The following is a 17104-nucleotide window of genomic DNA, read 5'->3' as shown; positions in this document are numbered from 1 at the left end:
CTGGTATAAGTAATAAAGAAGATGTAAAAAAAGCATTGGAATTTGGAGCTGAAGGTGTATTATTATCTTCTGCAGTTACTAAGGCTAATAATTTTTATGAAAAAATAAAGGAATTGGCTGAAGNTTTTATAAGATAATTTTATTATATTTTTAAATCACTCTATTANNTAACTAAATCTTTTATTTCATTAATTTTATTTTCAATTATTAATATATTTTCTCTATATAACTTGTTGATATATATATTCTGTTATATATGGGAAAATTGGATGTAACATTAATTTGTAATTATTTTTATATATAGTATATAATAAATATTTTGCAGTTTTGTCATTATTTTTTATCCTTTCCTTTATTTTTTCTAAATAATTATTTGCAAAATCTTCCCATGTAAATTTTCTCCATAATTTTAAATATTCAGAATTTCTAAATTGTTCAATATATTCTTTAGATTTTTTAATATTTTCTTCTAATATTTTTATTATCTCTTTGTCTTCATCTTTTAATTCTAAAATTTTTTCTGGCTTTTCTTTGTATATTCATTTCAATATATCTTCCAATATTCCATAATTTTATTATAAATGCTTGTCCAGATTCAATATCTTTTGTACTAAATCTATAGTCATTACCTGGTGCAGCTAATAAAGCCCAATATCTTAAAGCATCTGGAGAATATTTGTCCATTATCTCATTTGGATTTATTGCATTTCCCAGTGATTTTGACATTTTTCTTCCCTTTTCATCCAATACCATTCCATGGATTAATACATACTTCCATGGGCTTTTATTTGTTAATAAATTTACCCTTACAATTGTATCAAATAGCCATGTTCTTATTATTTCATATCCTTGTTGTCTTAAATCTACAGGCAAATATTCTTTTATCTTATTAAATAATTCTGGCAATTCTTTTGGATTAAATTCTTTATTTTCAGTTAATGCGTTATATAATATTATTATTGATGTTATTGAGGATTCAATCCATACATCAACAGTTTCATCTTCAAAGAATTTTCCATCGTATTTTTTCATTTTTTCTTTATCTATTCTTGGATCAATTGGTAATTCTTCTATATTTACTGGATATATTTTTCCATCTTTTTCATAAAATGGAAATGTGAGACCCCATATCATTTTTGTTCTAGAGATATTCCAATCCTGGTCTATATTATTTATCCAATCAATTAATTTTTTTCTTTCACTTTCAGGAATTATTTTAATATTTTTTTGCCATTCCAATATTTTTTCTTTTAAATCTTTTATTTTTACTAAAGAATTGTCTCTTTTGGAATAAATTCTAATGGTGATAAACAGTCAGATCTTTCAGTATGTGATAATATACTTATGTTTTATTTTTTCTATTTTATATATATAATCCTTTAATATTTCTTTTATTTTTTCTCTTGCCTCTTCAATTTTTAATCCATTTATTTCATTTATATTTGATATTATTCTTCCATCTTCAGATANAGAAATTATTTCAGGTAAATTATATTTTTCTTTCCATTTTATAGTCATGAGGATCTCCATATGTACATACCCATACAATTCCTGTACCAAAATTATTATCTACATCATTATCTGAAATAATTTTTACTTTTCTATTGATTAAATGTAATTTTAACTTCTATATTTTCTAATTCTTTATAATCATATTCTCTTATAATCTTTAAATTATTTTTTTCTGCATATATTTTTGATACAATTAAATTATTTTCAGTTTCTACATATTTATTTTTTGCAATTAATATTAATGAACATGAATTCATTAATTCTGGTCTTGTTGTTGCTATTAATATATATTTTCCGTTATTTGTTGGTAATTTTATATATATTAGATATCCTTCTTTTTCTAAATATCCAGCTTCTTGCATTGAAATTGCTGTTTGGCATTTTGGTCACCACATTATTGGATATCTCTTTCTTTCAATTAAACCATCATTAGCATTTTTATCAATGTATATTGAACCAAGGCTTCATATTTTCTATCAATTGTTTTATATACTTTATCTCTATCAAAAGATGATCCTAATCTTTCAAACGTTTTATACATAGATTCAATCATTTTATTTGTCCATTCAATACATGCTTTTATAAATTGTTCCTTATTCTCTTTCGTATCTTTAATTTATTTATAACTTTTAATTCTGTTGGCAAACCATGACAATCAAATCCCAAAGGAAAAAGAACATATATGTCCTTCTAATCTTTTATATCTAGCCAAAAAATCTATCCATATAAATTCTAGAGCATGACCCATATGTGCTTCTCCAGAAGTAAATGGAGGTGGATTATCTATTATATATATTTTATCTTCATTAATATTAAATCTGAAAATTTCCTTATTTTTATTCCAAAGATCTAATATTTCTTTTTCGATTATTTTGTAATCGGGTCTCTTATCCATTCAAAAAATATATATAAAAAAATATATAAAGGGACTATGCTTCGTATATGTTTTCTTTTACCTTATTTTTAACTAACATAACTACTAACAATCCTATTATTAATAGTACTAGACCTATTACTAATAGGTAAACTCCAGCTTGAACTATTGATTGGTAGCTTGAATATAATGGCTGTAATAGAATTCCCATTATATATATTAGCATTCCTGCAAATTCTAATGTTAATCCAAGATTTGATATAATGCATTTATCCATCTCCTTTACTAGCATATATATTAGTAATGATACTGCTACTGCTGTTGCTATTTCCTGTGATACTATAGATACTAATACCGAAAACACAGAAGCTAAAACATTACTTCTTCCAGTCCATTAATAAATTATATAATATTTATTTATAAGTTTATTTAGATAAAAATTCTAATAAAATTATTTAATTTATTTCTTAATTCTTTAATAGCTAAAGGTATTAACTTTTCTGCTTAGTATTGTCCAAATGATTCTATAATAAAAACAAATTCATCTTTTGGTATAACCTTTATCTTTTCATTTGAAGCCCTTTCTATTGCATCTAAAAAAGTTCTATCATATTCTTTTTCTTTTGGTATTTGTATTTTATTTTTCTTTATTTCTACTCCTAACAATTTTAGATTTTCCAATTCTTTTTCATCTAAGTTTTCCTTCTAATTTAAGTTCTCCAGTTCTATAATAATAAACATGTCCAGGTATAAATTTTGCATGCTGTTTTCCATTACCAAGAACAGCAACAGCTTCTAATTTTATTTTTTGATTTTCATCAATATAGGCAATCATTGTTTCTGGATAAATTACATATGCATCTATCCCTATCTCGTTTTTAAATCAGATCCATATACATATCCCTTTTCATTTTTTTCTAAATAAAATTTTACTTCCTCATTTTCTTTAATATTTTCAGGAGTATTTATATGACGTTCAAACCTAATCTATGTGCTAGCATTTCATCCCAAATTGCAGAACTATTTTCTATAATATAAACATCCTCAATTGCTAATGTTTTTACTTCTTCTAATATTGCTCTTCTTAAAACATTTAAGAAATTTGGAGTTTCATCCTTTATGAAATATTTTAACTTATATATTTTTTTATCTTTATCAACTGCATCTTTATCAGTGGCTTTTTCTAACAATGATATTTCTGGCATTTAAGATTTTTATAAAAATTATTTATAAATCTTGGGACCACGGGGATTCGAACCCCGGTCGCCACCGTGAAAGGGTGATGTCCTAGGCCTCTAGACCACGGTCCCTTTCATTTAATATTTTTGTAAAAATTTTAAAATACTATTGAAGATTCATCTTCAATTTCTGAAGTTCTTTAAATATATAACTAATTGTATCCTCTTTTATTTTTCTTCTTATTGATAATAACACCTTTATCTAAGTAAATATTAAATATATAATATTCTAGTTCATTCATTTCATTACTTTTTGTTAATCTTTCGCAATCAACTATTTTACAATCTTTTATATTCAATATTTCGAAATCTGAGGTTATATTTGAACCTGCCATGAATGTTAATCCATTTTCTTCAGCATACCCTAATATAATATTTATCTTTTATACATTCATATATATGTCCCTTCTCTATATTCTCCTCCGCTTATTTTACAAAACATTTCAAATTCTTTTTTAATTTTATTGTCCATTATATTCCCAATTGTTTTCTTACTTCTGGGCTTATTCTATCTAAACTCCATTTATTTTCAAAATCTATCTCTATCTTTGAATTTTCGTGATATATTTAATTCTTTCAATTTTTCATCTATTTGTTCTAAAATTGCAGATATAAATGGGCAAAGAGGTGATGATATGTAAGAATTTTATAATATATTCTCCATTTTCTTCTCTAACATCTTCTATTTCTCCTAGAGATATTATATCATATCCAAGTTCAGGGTCTGTTACTTCTCTTAGTTTGTTTACTATATCTTCAATTTTTACCATTTCTTTGTTTTAATATACAGGAAAGCACTAAATGCAGGCTACAGCACCTTGTGCTGCTGAAGTAACAACCTGTCTTAAATTGCATATCTGAGTTGTTACATCCCCTGCAGCAAGCAATCCTACTACATTTGTTTTTCCACATTGATCTACAATTATATGTCCACTTTCATCCATATTTACATTTAAACTCTTAACTATTTCAGATAATGGAACTAATCCTATTGCTACAAATAATCCATCCAATTTCATTGAGCTAATTTCTCCTGTTTTTGTATCTTGCAAAACTACTTCTTCAACCTTTTCGGTTCCTTTTATTTCTTTTACAACTTTATTTAGTATAAATTTAATTTTTTGATTCTTTTTTGCTTCTTCAACTTTTACTGGATCTGCTCTAAATTCATCTCTTCTATGAATTATATATACTTCTTTTGCATGCTGTGCTAGTACTTGAGCATCATGGAATGCGCTATTTCCTCCACCAACTACTCCAGCATTTTATCTATCAAAGTTGAGCATCACATTCTGCGCAATGTGATACGCCTTTTAAATTCTCTCCAGGAACACCCAATTTTCTTCTTTGAGAGCCTGTTGCAATTATAATAGCTTTTGCAATAAATTCTTTACCTAGATTAGTAAGAACTTTAAAATTTCCATCAGGTAACTTTTCAATTCTAACAACGCTTTCCAGTAATTTTTTTGCTCCATATTTTTCTGCATGTTTTTTAAATATTTTTCCCATTTCAGATCCTTTAATGTTTTCTAATCCGGGATAGTCATCAACAATATCTGCATCATTTAATGTTCCTGCAATATCTTTCGTTATTATCAATGTTTTTAATCTATATCTTCCGCAATATAATGCCGCAGAATAACCTGCAGGACCTCCTCCTACAATAATTANATCCCATTCTTTATCTAGATTTTCTGTGGTAGATATATTTCCTAGTGATAAACTTATTGGCATAGAAAAAAGATATTCAAAAAATTTTATAAATCAAGGCTTTGATAATTTTGGAAAATATTTATTTTAACGGCTATTTCAATGTCTCCTTTATTATTTATTAATTGATATAAAGCATTATTATTTGTTATCATTTCTACTTTACTTATTAAACTGTCATCTGATAAAATTTCTACTGGTTTTCTATTTATTTTCCTTTCTAGTTGATTATATCGGGGTCCTCTATGAGAAATGCCAATAATAATATCAGCTAATTTATATGAATCTGATATTTTTTTGTTATATTTTGCTAAATCTTCAATAATTTTTTCATATGGATTTTGTGGTATATATATACTTGCAATTACTTCAATTGGGTTTTCGGGGTTTTTAATATTAAACTATGAAGCTTCGGATATATGGAAAATATATATTCCATTACCTATTGTTGTTATTGGATTATCTTTTGTATCAATTTTCTATAGTTATTCAACATAAAAATCCAATATTTGTCAAAATTTATAAAAATATATCTATTTAGAAACTTTTTCTAAGCTTTCTTTTATTTTGTTAGCAAATATTTCCATTTCTGCAATAGCCCCCTCCCATTCTGTTATAGTATTTCCGTCTTTATCTATTATTGCATTATGTGGTACACCATATACTTTGAATTTTTCAGCAAACTCTGGAAATTCATATGATTCGATCATATTCCTCTAATATTATTTTTTACCATTGCAAATTGATGGGAATGATGTGTCATATATGGACAATATGGACATGTTGGAGTTACAAATACATATATACTAAAGGTTCATTTANTAATGCCAATTTCATTTCCTTTAGTTCCGATCTATGTCAAAATGTTCATTTGATACATGTATTGTATCTTCTAAAAATATTGGAAATTCTTCTCCAGATGGTAATCATAATATATAATTCCTGGATATTTCTTGAATACAAATATTGTTCCTCTTCTATTTCCATATTTATCTATTAATAAATTCTTGCTTTTCATTTCTTCTTCTACCTTCTGGATCATATGCATCTAGGAATTCAAACTTTATCTTATTATTTATTTGCATTAATAGTTCTCCAATTTTTCTTGCAAAATCACTAGTTTCCTTATTATTTTTTTCATCCAAGTATACGGTTATTTCTACCTGGTTCTTCAAGCTTTTGTCGAACATTTCTTTTAATGTTTGTTTATCTTCCTGACTTAAAATTTCTTCAGCCATTTAGTAATATATAACACCATTATTTTATAAATTTTTCATATATTAATTAATTCATTTAATTTTCTTAAAGCTCTGTAAGTTAACTATTATTATTAACTTTTGCTTCTTCAATTGCATTCTTTAATAATTCTCCTGTTTCTAACATTAATGCTTTTTTAACATAATATGGTTTTCCAACTTTTGTTCCATGTGCAAATGTATATATTATTGGATCTTTGAATGATAGTTCACTTCCATATATTATTTTTGCAGTATATGCAAATGCTCTTAATAATCCAGGTCCAAGACCTTTTATAAATAATAGATCCTTGAAATTTTCTACAGTCCTATTAATTTCTAATGCTTTCCAATATATTTTATCGGGTATCTTCAAATAGTAAGGTAATTCTTGATAAAATATGTAATCATTGTTTTCTTTATTAATATATTTTAATATAGTATTATTTTTATTTTGATATGATTTTAATCTTATTATATATTCTTTTATTTTTTCTATTCTTTCATCATTAAGTATTTCTAAAATATTTTTCCTTAATTCTTCAGATTCTTTTGATGCTAAATTTAATGTTTTTGTATTTGATCCAAAACCAATTTGGGAATCATCAAAATAATTTATATTTATCCAATGAAATCTTCTGACTTTTTGTTCCTTTATTGACATTTTTTGATTTATAATAGTCATATTGCTTTTTTCCTCAGAAATTAAAAAATGAAAATATAAATTAATCCATCTTGAATTAAATAATTATCAACTTTTGCAGAAGTTATTGATATATCCTTTATCTTATCTTTTAATTTGTCCTTTATATCTCTTTTTTCTATCTCTTCAGTTATTTTAGAATCTTTTCCCTTTCCTCCCAAAACAATTATTGGTAAATTGTCTTTTTTATGATATTTCTTTTAATGCTTTTACTGATTACAGTAGTCATTCCAGAATAGTTCCATTCAAATCCAAGTAAACATGCTAAAGAATTAAACCATAATAGATTTGAATATCTTTTTATTAATTCTTCTGTTCCAAATTCTTCAATAATTACTTTTACTATACTTCTTTCTAATTCTTTTAATTCTCTATAATGTGGAACAGGTCCTTTTGCTAATCTTAATTCAACATCACCTACCTTTTTCATTATAAATTATTTATGTAAATTGTACTTAAAAATTATTTTTTATTCTTTTGGATAGATTATAGATAATTTATTAATATCTCATAAATTGGTTAAATGTATTCCTATAGCTAAAAAAGTTAAAGCTTTTTAATTACTATAGCTTTAAAATCTCCTAAATCCTTTATACCTTCTACTTTAAATTGAGGATTATTGAAGTATTTAATTACATACATTGGGGCTCATTTTTAACCAAGGTGGTGGGCCATGCATTGTTAAACCTGGTTTAGACTCTATAATTAAAGCTAGGCCACCCTGCTTAAGAATTCTACTTACTTCTAAAGCTACCTTATTTTTATTCTCCATATCATGGAATGCGTTAACCATTATGACTAGATCTACAGAGTTGGCAGGTATTGATGTTGATGATGCATCTTCATTCAGGAACACAGCTCTATCATCCTTAATATTTTCTTTTGCCATATTATGGCATAGTCATTTATATCTACACAGTAAACTTTGCTAGCTTTATTTTATAGCACCTTACAAAACCTACCTGCTCGACCTGCAAGACCGCATCTGCGCCGCCTTGTGGTAAGTAATTTAGCACTAGTTCAGCCATATCACTACGTATGTCCATATTATATATGTAATGATGAAAACCAATCATTGTAGTGTATTCAATATCAATAATATAAACCTTTTAATATATACACAACTGATCAAATTCAGTCATTTTTATGCAAGTAATTTTAATATTTTTCATTTTCTTTACATGGATTGGAATTTAATGGTTTATTAAGATCTATAGAAATGACTTCATTATAAATATAGTAAGATAAATGTTCTATTAATTTTTTAGTTACATATAGAATAAATTTGGTTGTATGTTCTGGAGCTGGTCCCTCGTGTGGTCCAGCATAGTTTACAAATTTTTTTAATGTCTTAATTAATTTACATATATATTTTGGATATTCTTTTGATTCAATTTCTGATACCTTTATTTCATAATTGAAAATTTTTTCTAAAGATTCAAGTGCTTTTCTTAACCAGGTACGCGAATCTTCTATCTCTCCCTTTTTTAGTTTAATATATGCATTAAAAGCATAAATTATCGCTTCATGGAGAATCTCATTGTCTATTGAATATAATAGTGTTAGTAACATAGTCTCCTATATTTTTGAATAACTTTTGATATTTTTCAGAACCAGTTCCAACATATTTAATATATCCCAGGAACAAGAGGTTTGTTATCATATTTTGTAATAATAAATACTGCTTTATAGTCCTGGCCAATACCAAGTTCATCAGAAATGTCTGTTGGTAAGTATNTATAATATTTTGTATTTAATATATCGAATTCTTTTAATATTTTCCCATCTAATCGTTCCTTAAATAGTGCAAATTTTTTAATAATTTTATTTTTTTCATCTATAAATCCTATAAGGAAAATATTTATCTCTTGTATCCTCTTTTATTTGGGGAAATCTATATTTCAGATCTGATATATCTATGCAGTTACATCCTTTAGGTGATTTTTCTTCTTTAGATTTATCTGAACAATTTTCTAAAAATTTTATGCTAGAAATCATTAAGACTGGCATATTATTTTTATTTTAAATTAATTTTATTAGTCTAAATTATTATAAAAAATTATATCTTATAATTCCAAATACCTTTATCCTTATAGTTGTATACTATTGATTTATATGTTGCTTGTATATTCAATCCCATAACCCAATCCTTCTTTACCAATTCCAGAATCTTTCCTACCCCCATAAGGATAATACCGATTCCATGCCTTGGCATAGCATTAATATATACGGCCCCAACTTCTAAATATTCAGCTATTTTTCTAATTTTATTTATATCATTTCCAAATATTGATGCATCTAATCCATATCTTCTTTTTTCTATAATTTTTAATCCTTCATCTATATTATCTCATTTTTACTAATAATGCTACAGATGAAGAGATACTTCCTTATTAAATAAATATAATATATACCACATTTTCTTTATCCAGTCTATCAAAGTAGGTTCAAAATATGTTTTATCTAATCTATTTCCTCCATATAATATTTTTCCTCCTTTTTGTTTTGCATCTTCTAAAGAATATACAAATTCATCTACAGTCTTAGGATCTGCAATTGGTCCAAGATGTTGTATTATCGTCTCTAGGATCTCCTATTTTTACCTTTGAAATTTCTTCTATTAATTTTTCTTTAAATTTATCATATATTTCTTTTTCTGCAAGTATAATTTTTATAGAATCGCATCTTTGTCCAGAATATGTAGTAATTGCGGATGAAATTCTTTTTGGCTGCAAATCTATATCTATATCATTTAATACAAATGCAGGAGCCCCTCCGCCCAATTCCATTAAATATTGTTTAATTCCAGTATTCTTTATTATTTCTTCTCCAGTTTCTGTAGATCCAGTAAATATTATTGAAGATATTTTTTTATTTGGTGTTATTTTATTCATATCTTTGCCAGGTATTGTTATTAATGATATGTATTTCATTGGAAAATCTGTTAATTCTNATAATCTAATATATAATATTACAAGTAATGGATCTAAAGATGGAGGTTTACATAATTAATGCATTTCCAGGTAATAGTGAAAATATTATTTTATTTACAGAATCAAATAATGGATAATTAAATGGAGATATTGCTAAAACTAATCCTAAAGGTTCTCTTTTTATAATTCCTTCGGATTCTAAGTAATCTTTACTAAATTCACCTGGTAATTATATCTCCAACAATTTTTCTATATTCAGTTTCAATATATTTTATTCTATTAATTGTAGATTCTATCTCTCCCAAAGCTTGCTTTTTTGTTTTTCCAGCATTTATCAATTAATAAATTTACAAAGTCTTCTGAATATTTTTCTAATAATTCTGCAGTTTTTAATAATTTTTCAACCCTTAAATATCCTGGATATTTTCTTGCATTAAATCTTTCATTATATAACTATCTAATTTCTTTCTCTATACTTTCATATTGAACTTTGGCATTTTTGCAATATGAGATAAATCTATTGGGGTATTAATAGTTATATATTCTTGATTTCCATAATACCATTCTCCATTAATAACTGCTGGAAATATTGGTAGACCATCGCTATCGTATTTTATTATTTTTCTTAGTTCTTCACTCTTTATCTCAACCTTTGGTTTTTCGGATAACAGAGTTATACTCCTTAATAAAAAATGATTTTCGTTTTTTATATATTTATTTCCAATAATATTGGAACATGATCAGATCCAAATATATCTACTAGTATATCTTCTTTATCTATTTTGTCTTTTAATTCTTTACTTACTACACAATAGTCAAGTCTCCATCTCTTCATTTTTCTTTCTTGCAATAATTGAATATGAAAACCAGCTATATTTTCTTATATTTCCTTTTATATATCTAAATGTATCAATAAATCCTAAAGATAAAAAATGATCAAACCTTTGTCTTTCCTCATCTGTAAATCCTGCATAACCTTTCAAATTTATTGGATCATATATATCAATATCCTTGTGCGCTACNTTAAAATCTCCGCAAGCGATACATGGTTTATTTAAAGATAAAACATATTTTTCAAATTCTTTATCAAATTCCAATTTAAAATCCAATCTTTTTAATGTTCCAACTCCAGCATTTGGAAAATATAGATTTATTAAATAAAATTTATCATATTCCATCGTTATAACCCTTCCTTCAATATCAAATTTTTCAATTCCAATTCCATATTTTAAATTATTTGGTTTTATTTTTGTTAATGTTAATACTCCACTGTTTCCACTTTTCTTTGCAGGGAATGAATATACATTATATCCAAGTAATTGAAAAGTTAATGGTATTTCTTTTGTTTTTATTTCTTGAAATAGATAAAAATCTGCATTATATTTTTTAATAAAATCAATTAAACCTTTCTGAATTATTGATTTTAATCCATTAAATTCCATGATATAATTTTCATTTTATCAGTTTCCGGGTTCTACATCATTTTTCAGCATATATCTATTCATCATTATTTATATTATATACCTTAACAAAGTTATTAAATATCATTTCTTCTACTTCCTTCTTATCTATATCTTTTATTTCAGATATTTTTTCCAATGAATATATTATCTTCCATGAATTATTTACTGCTTTTCCCTTTTCTATTGGATCTAAATATGGAGAATCTGTTTCAGTTAAAATAAATTCTAAAGGAATTTCTTTTACAATTTTTTGAAAACCAGGATCTCTATAGACAATTGTTGGTATTGATAAATAGCAATTTGTTTCAATTGCTTTATCTGCTAAAGAAAGTTTCAAAATGTATGCAATACTTTTTTATTATTATACTTGTTAATATATCTAATACTTCCTTTTCGGCTTTTCTAGCATGAATTATTGCAGGTTTCTTTAATTCTATCAGCTAATTCTAGAAATTTTTCAAAATATATTTTTTGTTTTCTAATTTTATCTTCATCTACATTTAGAGAAATCTAATCCAATTTCTCCAATTGCCAAAAATTTTTTATCCTTATTTTCTTCAATAAATTCTAAAATTTTTTCTATATCTTTATCATTCATTTTTTCAATTTCTTCAGGGTATAATCCTAAAGCATAATATATTATATCATATTTTTTAGATTCTTCAATTACTTTATTTATACTTTCAATATCTAAAGACATTTTCAATTATATATTTTACATTTCTTTCAATATTTTCCTTTATTTTTTCATCTAAATTATTATATAAAAATAGATGTGCATGATCATCAACTATCATAACTAGAACTTTTTCTTTAAATATATTAAAAATATATCCTCAAAGAAAATATGTATGCTATCTATTATTCTATAATCATAAAATTTTGAATATTTATTTAATATATATTGTTGATTAATTATTGAAGACATTATTATCAATATTTCTCCAAAATTATATAATCTAGTNATACTTTGGTATAAAAATTTATCAATTGTTTCATATCCAAATTTTCCTCCAGAAACCCATCTTCTTACTTTTATACCTTATAACTTACTTCTGGTAAATATGTAGGATTAAATAGTATTAGATCAAATTTTTCATTTATATTACTAAATAAATCGGACTGATAGAATTTTATTGGCAAATTTATTTTTTCTATATTTTTATATAAATAATCTAGATCAGGATTATTATGTATATAATTTATATAAAAGTTTATTTTAGATAATTTTAAGCACTCTTCAGATATATCAGAGAAAGAAACATTTTTTGTATATTTATATGCTTCCAAACCTTGAATTCCAGATCCGCATCCAATATCTAATACTTTTTTATTTTTAGCAAATTCTCTTATATGATCATTTAATAAAAAAGAATCTTCTTTTGTAAAATAGAATTCAAGATCATAAATCTTATAATATATTATTAAATCATTATGTTTTACATATTCGAAGTCCATAGTAATATGTATTTAAGTTTTAATTTAAATTATTAATTTATGCCAGAGAATGAAATATGGACTGAAAAAGATAGACCAAAAAGATTGGATGATATAAAAGGACAGGATGAGATAGTAAAAAGATTGAAAGCATTTGTGGAAAATAAAAATATGCCTCATTTATTATTTGCAGGACCTGCTGGTGTTGGAAAAACAACTGCTGCATTGGCATTGCAAGAGAATTATATGGAGATAAATGGGAACAAAATAGTATTACAATTAAATGCTTCGGATGATAGAGGGATAGATGTAATAAGGGAAAAGGTAAAAGAATTTGCAAGAACAGAACCAATTGGTGATGTTCCATTTAAAATTATATTTCTAGATGAGGCAGATGCAATGACAAGAGATGCACAACAAGCTTTAAGAAGAATAATGGAAGAATATTCTTCAATAACAAGATTTATATTGGCATGTAATTATTCATCAAAAATTAACGAACCGATACAATCTAGAACTGTTATATTTGTATCTAAACAATTAGATAAAAAGGATGTGTTTGAATTATTATGATCAATAGCTGAAAAAGAAAATCTAAATATAAGTGATGATGCATTAGAAGCAATATATTATATTTCAGAAGGTGATATGAGAAAATCAATAAATATGTTACAAGCTGCAGCTTTATATTCTAAAGATATATACTCCAGAGTTAATATATGAAGTTGCTTCTGTAGCAATACGACAAGAATTACAGGAAGTATTAATATTAGCATATGAAGGAAAATTTGTAGAAGCTAGGGAAAAATTAATTGATTTAATGCTAAAATATGGTCTTGCAGGAGAAGATTTAATTAAATATCTATCAAAGTGAAGTTTATTTCTATGAATATATCTGAAAAAGAAAAATTAGATATAATATATTATGCTGGAGTAAATAGAATATAGATTATTAGAAGGTACAGATCCAATAATACAACTTGGTGCTTTGCTAGCATATATAGGGCTTAGAGGTTTACAAAATAGAAAATAATTTTTGATAATCATTTTTGAAATTCAAGAATATAAAGCAATCATTTATATTTTGGCAAAATAGTAAAATTTTACATGCCATATAATATTTAATATGAATTTAAGATTCCAAAATATATAATGGAGGGTTTTATTAGATGAATATAATGCTGAAAATTTGCATGGGAATGAAGATATTATGATAAAAAGACTAATATTATATGTATTTTTTAAATAAATATTCAGATCTATTTGATATAGATGATAAAAAATATGAAGAAATTATAAAAAATGTGAAGATCGAAGACAAGGGGAATAAATATGTATATGTTTATATATATGTAGATTAAAATTAATTTTATGGATATCTCAAAAATACCCAAATTTGTGATTTGGGTTGGTGTAGCAGTTTTTATATTGGTTATACTATACGCAATCTATACATATTATGTAACATCATATTTACCTCCATATATGGAATATTTTACATATAGTTGTCAATATGCAAATGGAANATCTCTGATTCTAATTACTGCAAAACAAAATTTGGAGAATGTAGACAGTATATAATTTTTATGAAAATTCATCCTGTAATTTAGGAGATATAAATTATGGATCTATGAATGCATGTAGTGTAAATAATAGTTTAGCTATAGAAAATGCATATTTAAGGGTATATTATATTGTGAATGGTAATCAATTTGAAGCTATTTTACCATGCAAATAGTTGAAAGCGGTGGTATATTAAGTGGACTTTTTTCTTTATTTGGTCATTAAATAAAATTAAAAAAGGGCTAATTTTATTATTTTGTTTTATTCCCACAAGGTTTATCATTAAATATTATTGTATAATTGCCTAATTTAATATTCTGTATATATAAATCAGGATTGCTCAATAAATATTGGATGAATGAAAAATAGCATCATATGCTGCCATTTCCTGTTTATGTTTTCTTTCAATCTCCCAATATGAGAAACTATGATCCGATATTGGTGGGATTGGGGAGCGCAAATATCTATATAATATATTCTTGAGTTCTTCTTCTAATGAAGGAGATATATTAAATGCTGTTGCTAATAATGGATTATGTGCTAGCTCTGTATCGTCACTAAGCATATCTGGGCTTTTATAATTAAGCATGTACAGATACATGTTATGTAGTATATTATATACTCCATCGTTCAATAGGTATTCTAAGCCTTTTTTGAATTTCTGAATATTTGTAGGATCTATACACTTATCAATATAGTCTTCGACACTATCCACTATTTTAATATCGAATTTAGCTGAATGGGGAGAATAAGCTTTTTCTATTAATTTTTCTAATAGTGGTAAAATATTTGAATTTCTCTCTAATATAGGTCGGGCTTTCTCTAATATTACTGAATACTGTTTCATTATAATTAATTAATATATTAAGAAATTTTTCAAATTTATGCCATTATTTTAGTAGCTAATAACTATACTTAAAAATAGTTAAAAGTGGAAGTACTATACTAGGGGATTTTTCCCTTTATTTGGCTATTAAATAAAAATTAAGTAAAAAAGATTTTATCAAAAAGTCTTATGTATTTTGTTTTTCTGTTTTACAACCACCATATAATCTACATGCTGCTATATCAGCATCTTCTAATGGTGTATACCTAAATATTTCATAANTTGTTCTTTACGACCTTTAGGGTTCTCCAAATACTGAAATATAAGAGACTCAACAGACTCAGGTGAGGTTTCATATAACCTTTGATCTAGATCTTCTGGAGACATTTGATTATATTTATTTACTTCTAATAAATATTCTAATTTTAGTTTTTTTACTTCTTGATAGAGTTTATATCAAGCGATCTATTACTTGCTCTTCTGCTAACAAATTTCAAAGCTTCTGTAAATCTCTTTAATTTCTTCTGGTGTACGTACTAATATATAATATAAATATTCATTGATGCCTTCCATTAACCCTTTCTTAAAGTTGTATTCATCTCTACACTTTTGGAGAGTATTTTTATCTCTGGTTNAAAAACTTTTACATTCGCCCCACTTCTGTAAGTTTTCTACTAATCTTTTGTATTTTTCTGCANCCTGTGGTGCTTTTTCTATTATTCTTGAGAGTGCCGCTCCTACTTTGTATAGATAAGAATCATATATTTTTGAGGTTTCACATCTAATACTTTTTTTACCTTTGCTTCTTCTAATGCTTCTTCTAATGTTTTAGGTTGCTTTTGATTTTGAATTCTGTGTTTGTTTCTTTCATAACTAAATATATTATTAAAATTTCTTAAACTTATCAATACTATCTATTATAAGATAGTGGTGATATAAAATATATTCCATATGTTTTAATATTCTAATTATAAATATTAAATAATGGTTGAACCATGGATAAAAAAATATGCGGCAAAGCATATTAATGAAATAATTACATCAATCATAGATAAGCTATTGGAAAAATAAAGTCCTTTATTGAAAAATATCCAAATGTAAATAAAAAAGCATTATTAATATATGGACCTCCAGGTGTTGGAAAAACTCATCAATATATGCAATTGCAAATGATTTAAATTATGAAGTTGTAGAATTNAATGCTTCAGATAATAGAAATGCAAGGATTATACATGAAAAATTGGGAGAAGCAATAAAAGGAAAACCATTTTCTCAAAAAAGGAAGAATAATATTGATTGATGAAGTTGATGGTATAGCAGGATTTCAAGATAGAGGAGGAGTTGGAGCATTGGTAAAAATAATAGAAGAATCAAGATGGCCAATAATATTAACTGCAAACGATCCATGGGAACCAAAATTTAAGAAATTAAGAGATTTATGTGATATGATTGAATTTAAGAAGTTATCAAATACTGATATAATAAGACAATTAAAGAGGATTTGAGCAAATGAAAAAATAACAATTGATGATAATGCATTATCTGCACTTGCAGATAGATCTTCTGGTGATTTAAGAAGTGCAATAAATGATTTACAGGCATTAGCAACA

General features: G+C 25.4%; 22 protein-coding genes, 1 tRNA gene and 8 pseudogenes (1 of these 31 only partly in view). 5 read left to right on the top strand and 26 right to left on the bottom strand.

Translation table 11 applies throughout. The features are described from left to right. Positions 1-137 (top strand): annotated as a pseudogene (gene tpiA / locus LUA84_RS04435) (triose-phosphate isomerase); it begins 531 nt to the left of the window's first position. A gap of 84 nt (positions 138-221) precedes the next feature. Here the strand turns inward: tpiA and LUA84_RS05380 are convergent. The 24 genes and pseudogenes from LUA84_RS05380 to LUA84_RS03090 form a co-directional block, all read right to left on the bottom strand. Beyond that, entirely contained in the window at positions 222-482 is a 261-nt protein-coding gene (locus LUA84_RS05380; RefSeq protein WP_457913363.1) for a class I tRNA ligase family protein, read from the bottom strand. A 13-nt stretch (positions 483-495) separates the two neighbouring features. Further along, positions 496-1296 carry a class I tRNA ligase family protein gene (locus LUA84_RS03200; RefSeq protein ID WP_256443609.1) on the bottom strand — a complete coding sequence of 267 codons (801 nt, stop codon included), beginning with the start codon at positions 1294-1296 and terminating at the stop codon, positions 496-498. A gap of 305 nt (positions 1297-1601) precedes the next feature. Further along, on the bottom strand, positions 1602-1874 hold the full coding sequence (locus LUA84_RS04430; RefSeq protein WP_342765382.1) for a hypothetical protein: 273 nt from the start codon (positions 1872-1874) through the stop codon (positions 1602-1604). 56 nt (positions 1875-1930) lie between these two features. Then, a pseudogene (locus LUA84_RS04425) lies at positions 1931-2407 on the bottom strand (class I tRNA ligase family protein). A gap of 34 nt (positions 2408-2441) precedes the next feature. Beyond that, the gene (locus LUA84_RS03190) at positions 2442-2750 is read right to left on the bottom strand and encodes a hypothetical protein (RefSeq protein WP_231434404.1); all 309 of its coding nucleotides are present in this window, start codon (positions 2748-2750) and stop codon (positions 2442-2444) included. A gap of 140 nt (positions 2751-2890) precedes the next feature. After that, positions 2891-3067, bottom strand: a complete 177-nt coding sequence (locus tag LUA84_RS03185) for a hypothetical protein (protein WP_231434402.1) — start codon at positions 3065-3067, stop codon at positions 2891-2893. A gap of 7 nt (positions 3068-3074) precedes the next feature. After that, positions 3075-3221 (bottom strand): hypothetical protein, encoded by a 147-nt coding sequence (locus LUA84_RS03180; RefSeq protein WP_231434401.1) that lies wholly within the window; start codon positions 3219-3221, stop codon positions 3075-3077. A 130-nt stretch (positions 3222-3351) separates the two neighbouring features. Further along, positions 3352-3576 carry a hypothetical protein gene (locus LUA84_RS03175; RefSeq protein WP_231434400.1) on the bottom strand — a complete coding sequence of 75 codons (225 nt, stop codon included), beginning with the start codon at positions 3574-3576 and terminating at the stop codon, positions 3352-3354. Between the two features lie 47 nt (positions 3577-3623). Next, positions 3624-3696, bottom strand: a tRNA-Glu gene (locus tag LUA84_RS03170). Positions 3697-3776: 80 nt separating this feature from the next. Next, the gene (locus LUA84_RS03165; protein ID WP_231434399.1) at positions 3777-3959 is read right to left on the bottom strand and encodes a hypothetical protein; all 183 of its coding nucleotides are present in this window, start codon (positions 3957-3959) and stop codon (positions 3777-3779) included. Between the two features lie 249 nt (positions 3960-4208). Further along, the gene (locus LUA84_RS03160) at positions 4209-4394 is read right to left on the bottom strand and encodes an iron-sulfur cluster assembly protein (RefSeq protein WP_231434398.1); all 186 of its coding nucleotides are present in this window, start codon (positions 4392-4394) and stop codon (positions 4209-4211) included. A gap of 27 nt (positions 4395-4421) precedes the next feature. After that, positions 4422-4823 (bottom strand): annotated as a pseudogene (locus LUA84_RS04420) (NAD(P)/FAD-dependent oxidoreductase); the annotation flags it as partial. Between the two features lie 73 nt (positions 4824-4896). Further along, a complete protein-coding gene (locus tag LUA84_RS04415; protein WP_256443543.1) occupies positions 4897-5358 on the bottom strand; it encodes an NAD(P)/FAD-dependent oxidoreductase in 462 nt (153 codons plus the stop codon). 509 nt (positions 5359-5867) lie between these two features. Next, positions 5868-6044, bottom strand: coding sequence for a hypothetical protein (locus tag LUA84_RS03150; RefSeq protein ID WP_231434397.1), 177 nt, complete (start codon positions 6042-6044; stop codon positions 5868-5870). A 279-nt stretch (positions 6045-6323) separates the two neighbouring features. Then, positions 6324-6572 (bottom strand): GldG family protein, encoded by a 249-nt coding sequence (locus LUA84_RS03145; RefSeq protein ID WP_231434396.1) that lies wholly within the window; start codon positions 6570-6572, stop codon positions 6324-6326. 79 nt (positions 6573-6651) lie between these two features. Further along, a pseudogene (locus LUA84_RS03140) lies at positions 6652-7702 on the bottom strand (DUF763 domain-containing protein). A 198-nt stretch (positions 7703-7900) separates the two neighbouring features. Continuing rightward, positions 7901-8161, bottom strand: a complete 261-nt coding sequence (locus LUA84_RS03135) for a methyltransferase domain-containing protein (protein ID WP_231434395.1) — start codon at positions 8159-8161, stop codon at positions 7901-7903. 269 nt (positions 8162-8430) lie between these two features. Then, positions 8431-8844, bottom strand: coding sequence for a hypothetical protein (locus LUA84_RS03130; RefSeq protein WP_231434394.1), 414 nt, complete (start codon positions 8842-8844; stop codon positions 8431-8433). Between the two features lie 487 nt (positions 8845-9331). Further along, positions 9332-10882, bottom strand: a pseudogene (locus tag LUA84_RS05375) (aldehyde dehydrogenase family protein). A 29-nt stretch (positions 10883-10911) separates the two neighbouring features. Then, positions 10912-11661 (bottom strand): annotated as a pseudogene (locus tag LUA84_RS03110) (exodeoxyribonuclease III). A gap of 41 nt (positions 11662-11702) precedes the next feature. Further along, positions 11703-12005, bottom strand: a complete 303-nt coding sequence (locus LUA84_RS03105; RefSeq protein ID WP_231434391.1) for a TatD family hydrolase — start codon at positions 12003-12005, stop codon at positions 11703-11705. Positions 12006-12158: 153 nt separating this feature from the next. Then, positions 12159-12368 carry a TatD family hydrolase gene (locus LUA84_RS03100; protein WP_231434390.1) on the bottom strand — a complete coding sequence of 70 codons (210 nt, stop codon included), beginning with the start codon at positions 12366-12368 and terminating at the stop codon, positions 12159-12161. A 99-nt stretch (positions 12369-12467) separates the two neighbouring features. Then, positions 12468-12605: a hypothetical protein gene (locus tag LUA84_RS03095; RefSeq protein ID WP_231434389.1), complete on the bottom strand. Its 138-nt coding sequence runs from the start codon at positions 12603-12605 to the stop codon at positions 12468-12470. A 98-nt stretch (positions 12606-12703) separates the two neighbouring features. Beyond that, positions 12704-13126, bottom strand: coding sequence for a methyltransferase (locus LUA84_RS03090; RefSeq protein ID WP_231434388.1), 423 nt, complete (start codon positions 13124-13126; stop codon positions 12704-12706). A gap of 39 nt (positions 13127-13165) precedes the next feature. Between LUA84_RS03090 and LUA84_RS04760 the strand changes: the two are divergent. Further along, a pseudogene (locus LUA84_RS04760) lies at positions 13166-14138 on the top strand (replication factor C small subunit). A gap of 199 nt (positions 14139-14337) precedes the next feature. Next, positions 14338-14466: a hypothetical protein gene (locus LUA84_RS04390; protein ID WP_256443540.1), complete on the top strand. Its 129-nt coding sequence runs from the start codon at positions 14338-14340 to the stop codon at positions 14464-14466. Positions 14467-15008: 542 nt separating this feature from the next. Here the strand turns inward: LUA84_RS04390 and LUA84_RS03080 are convergent. After that, complete coding sequence (locus LUA84_RS03080) at positions 15009-15515, bottom strand: hypothetical protein (protein ID WP_231434386.1); 507 nt, start codon at positions 15513-15515, stop codon at positions 15009-15011. Between the two features lie 716 nt (positions 15516-16231). Continuing rightward, positions 16232-16402 (bottom strand): hypothetical protein, encoded by a 171-nt coding sequence (locus LUA84_RS03075; protein WP_231434385.1) that lies wholly within the window; start codon positions 16400-16402, stop codon positions 16232-16234. 384 nt (positions 16403-16786) lie between these two features. On the opposite strand from LUA84_RS03075, the gene LUA84_RS03070 reads away from it, so the two are divergent. Then, positions 16787-16999, top strand: a complete 213-nt coding sequence (locus LUA84_RS03070) for a hypothetical protein (protein ID WP_231434384.1) — start codon at positions 16787-16789, stop codon at positions 16997-16999. 12 nt (positions 17000-17011) lie between these two features. Further along, positions 17012-17089, top strand: a pseudogene (locus tag LUA84_RS05370) (hypothetical protein); the annotation flags it as partial. Positions 17090-17104 lie beyond the last annotated feature (15 nt).

The sequence above is a fragment of the Candidatus Nanopusillus massiliensis genome, assembly GCF_920984865.1.
The sequence above is the reverse complement of the archived record's forward strand: the minus strand, read 5'-3'. Positions and strand labels throughout refer to the sequence as shown.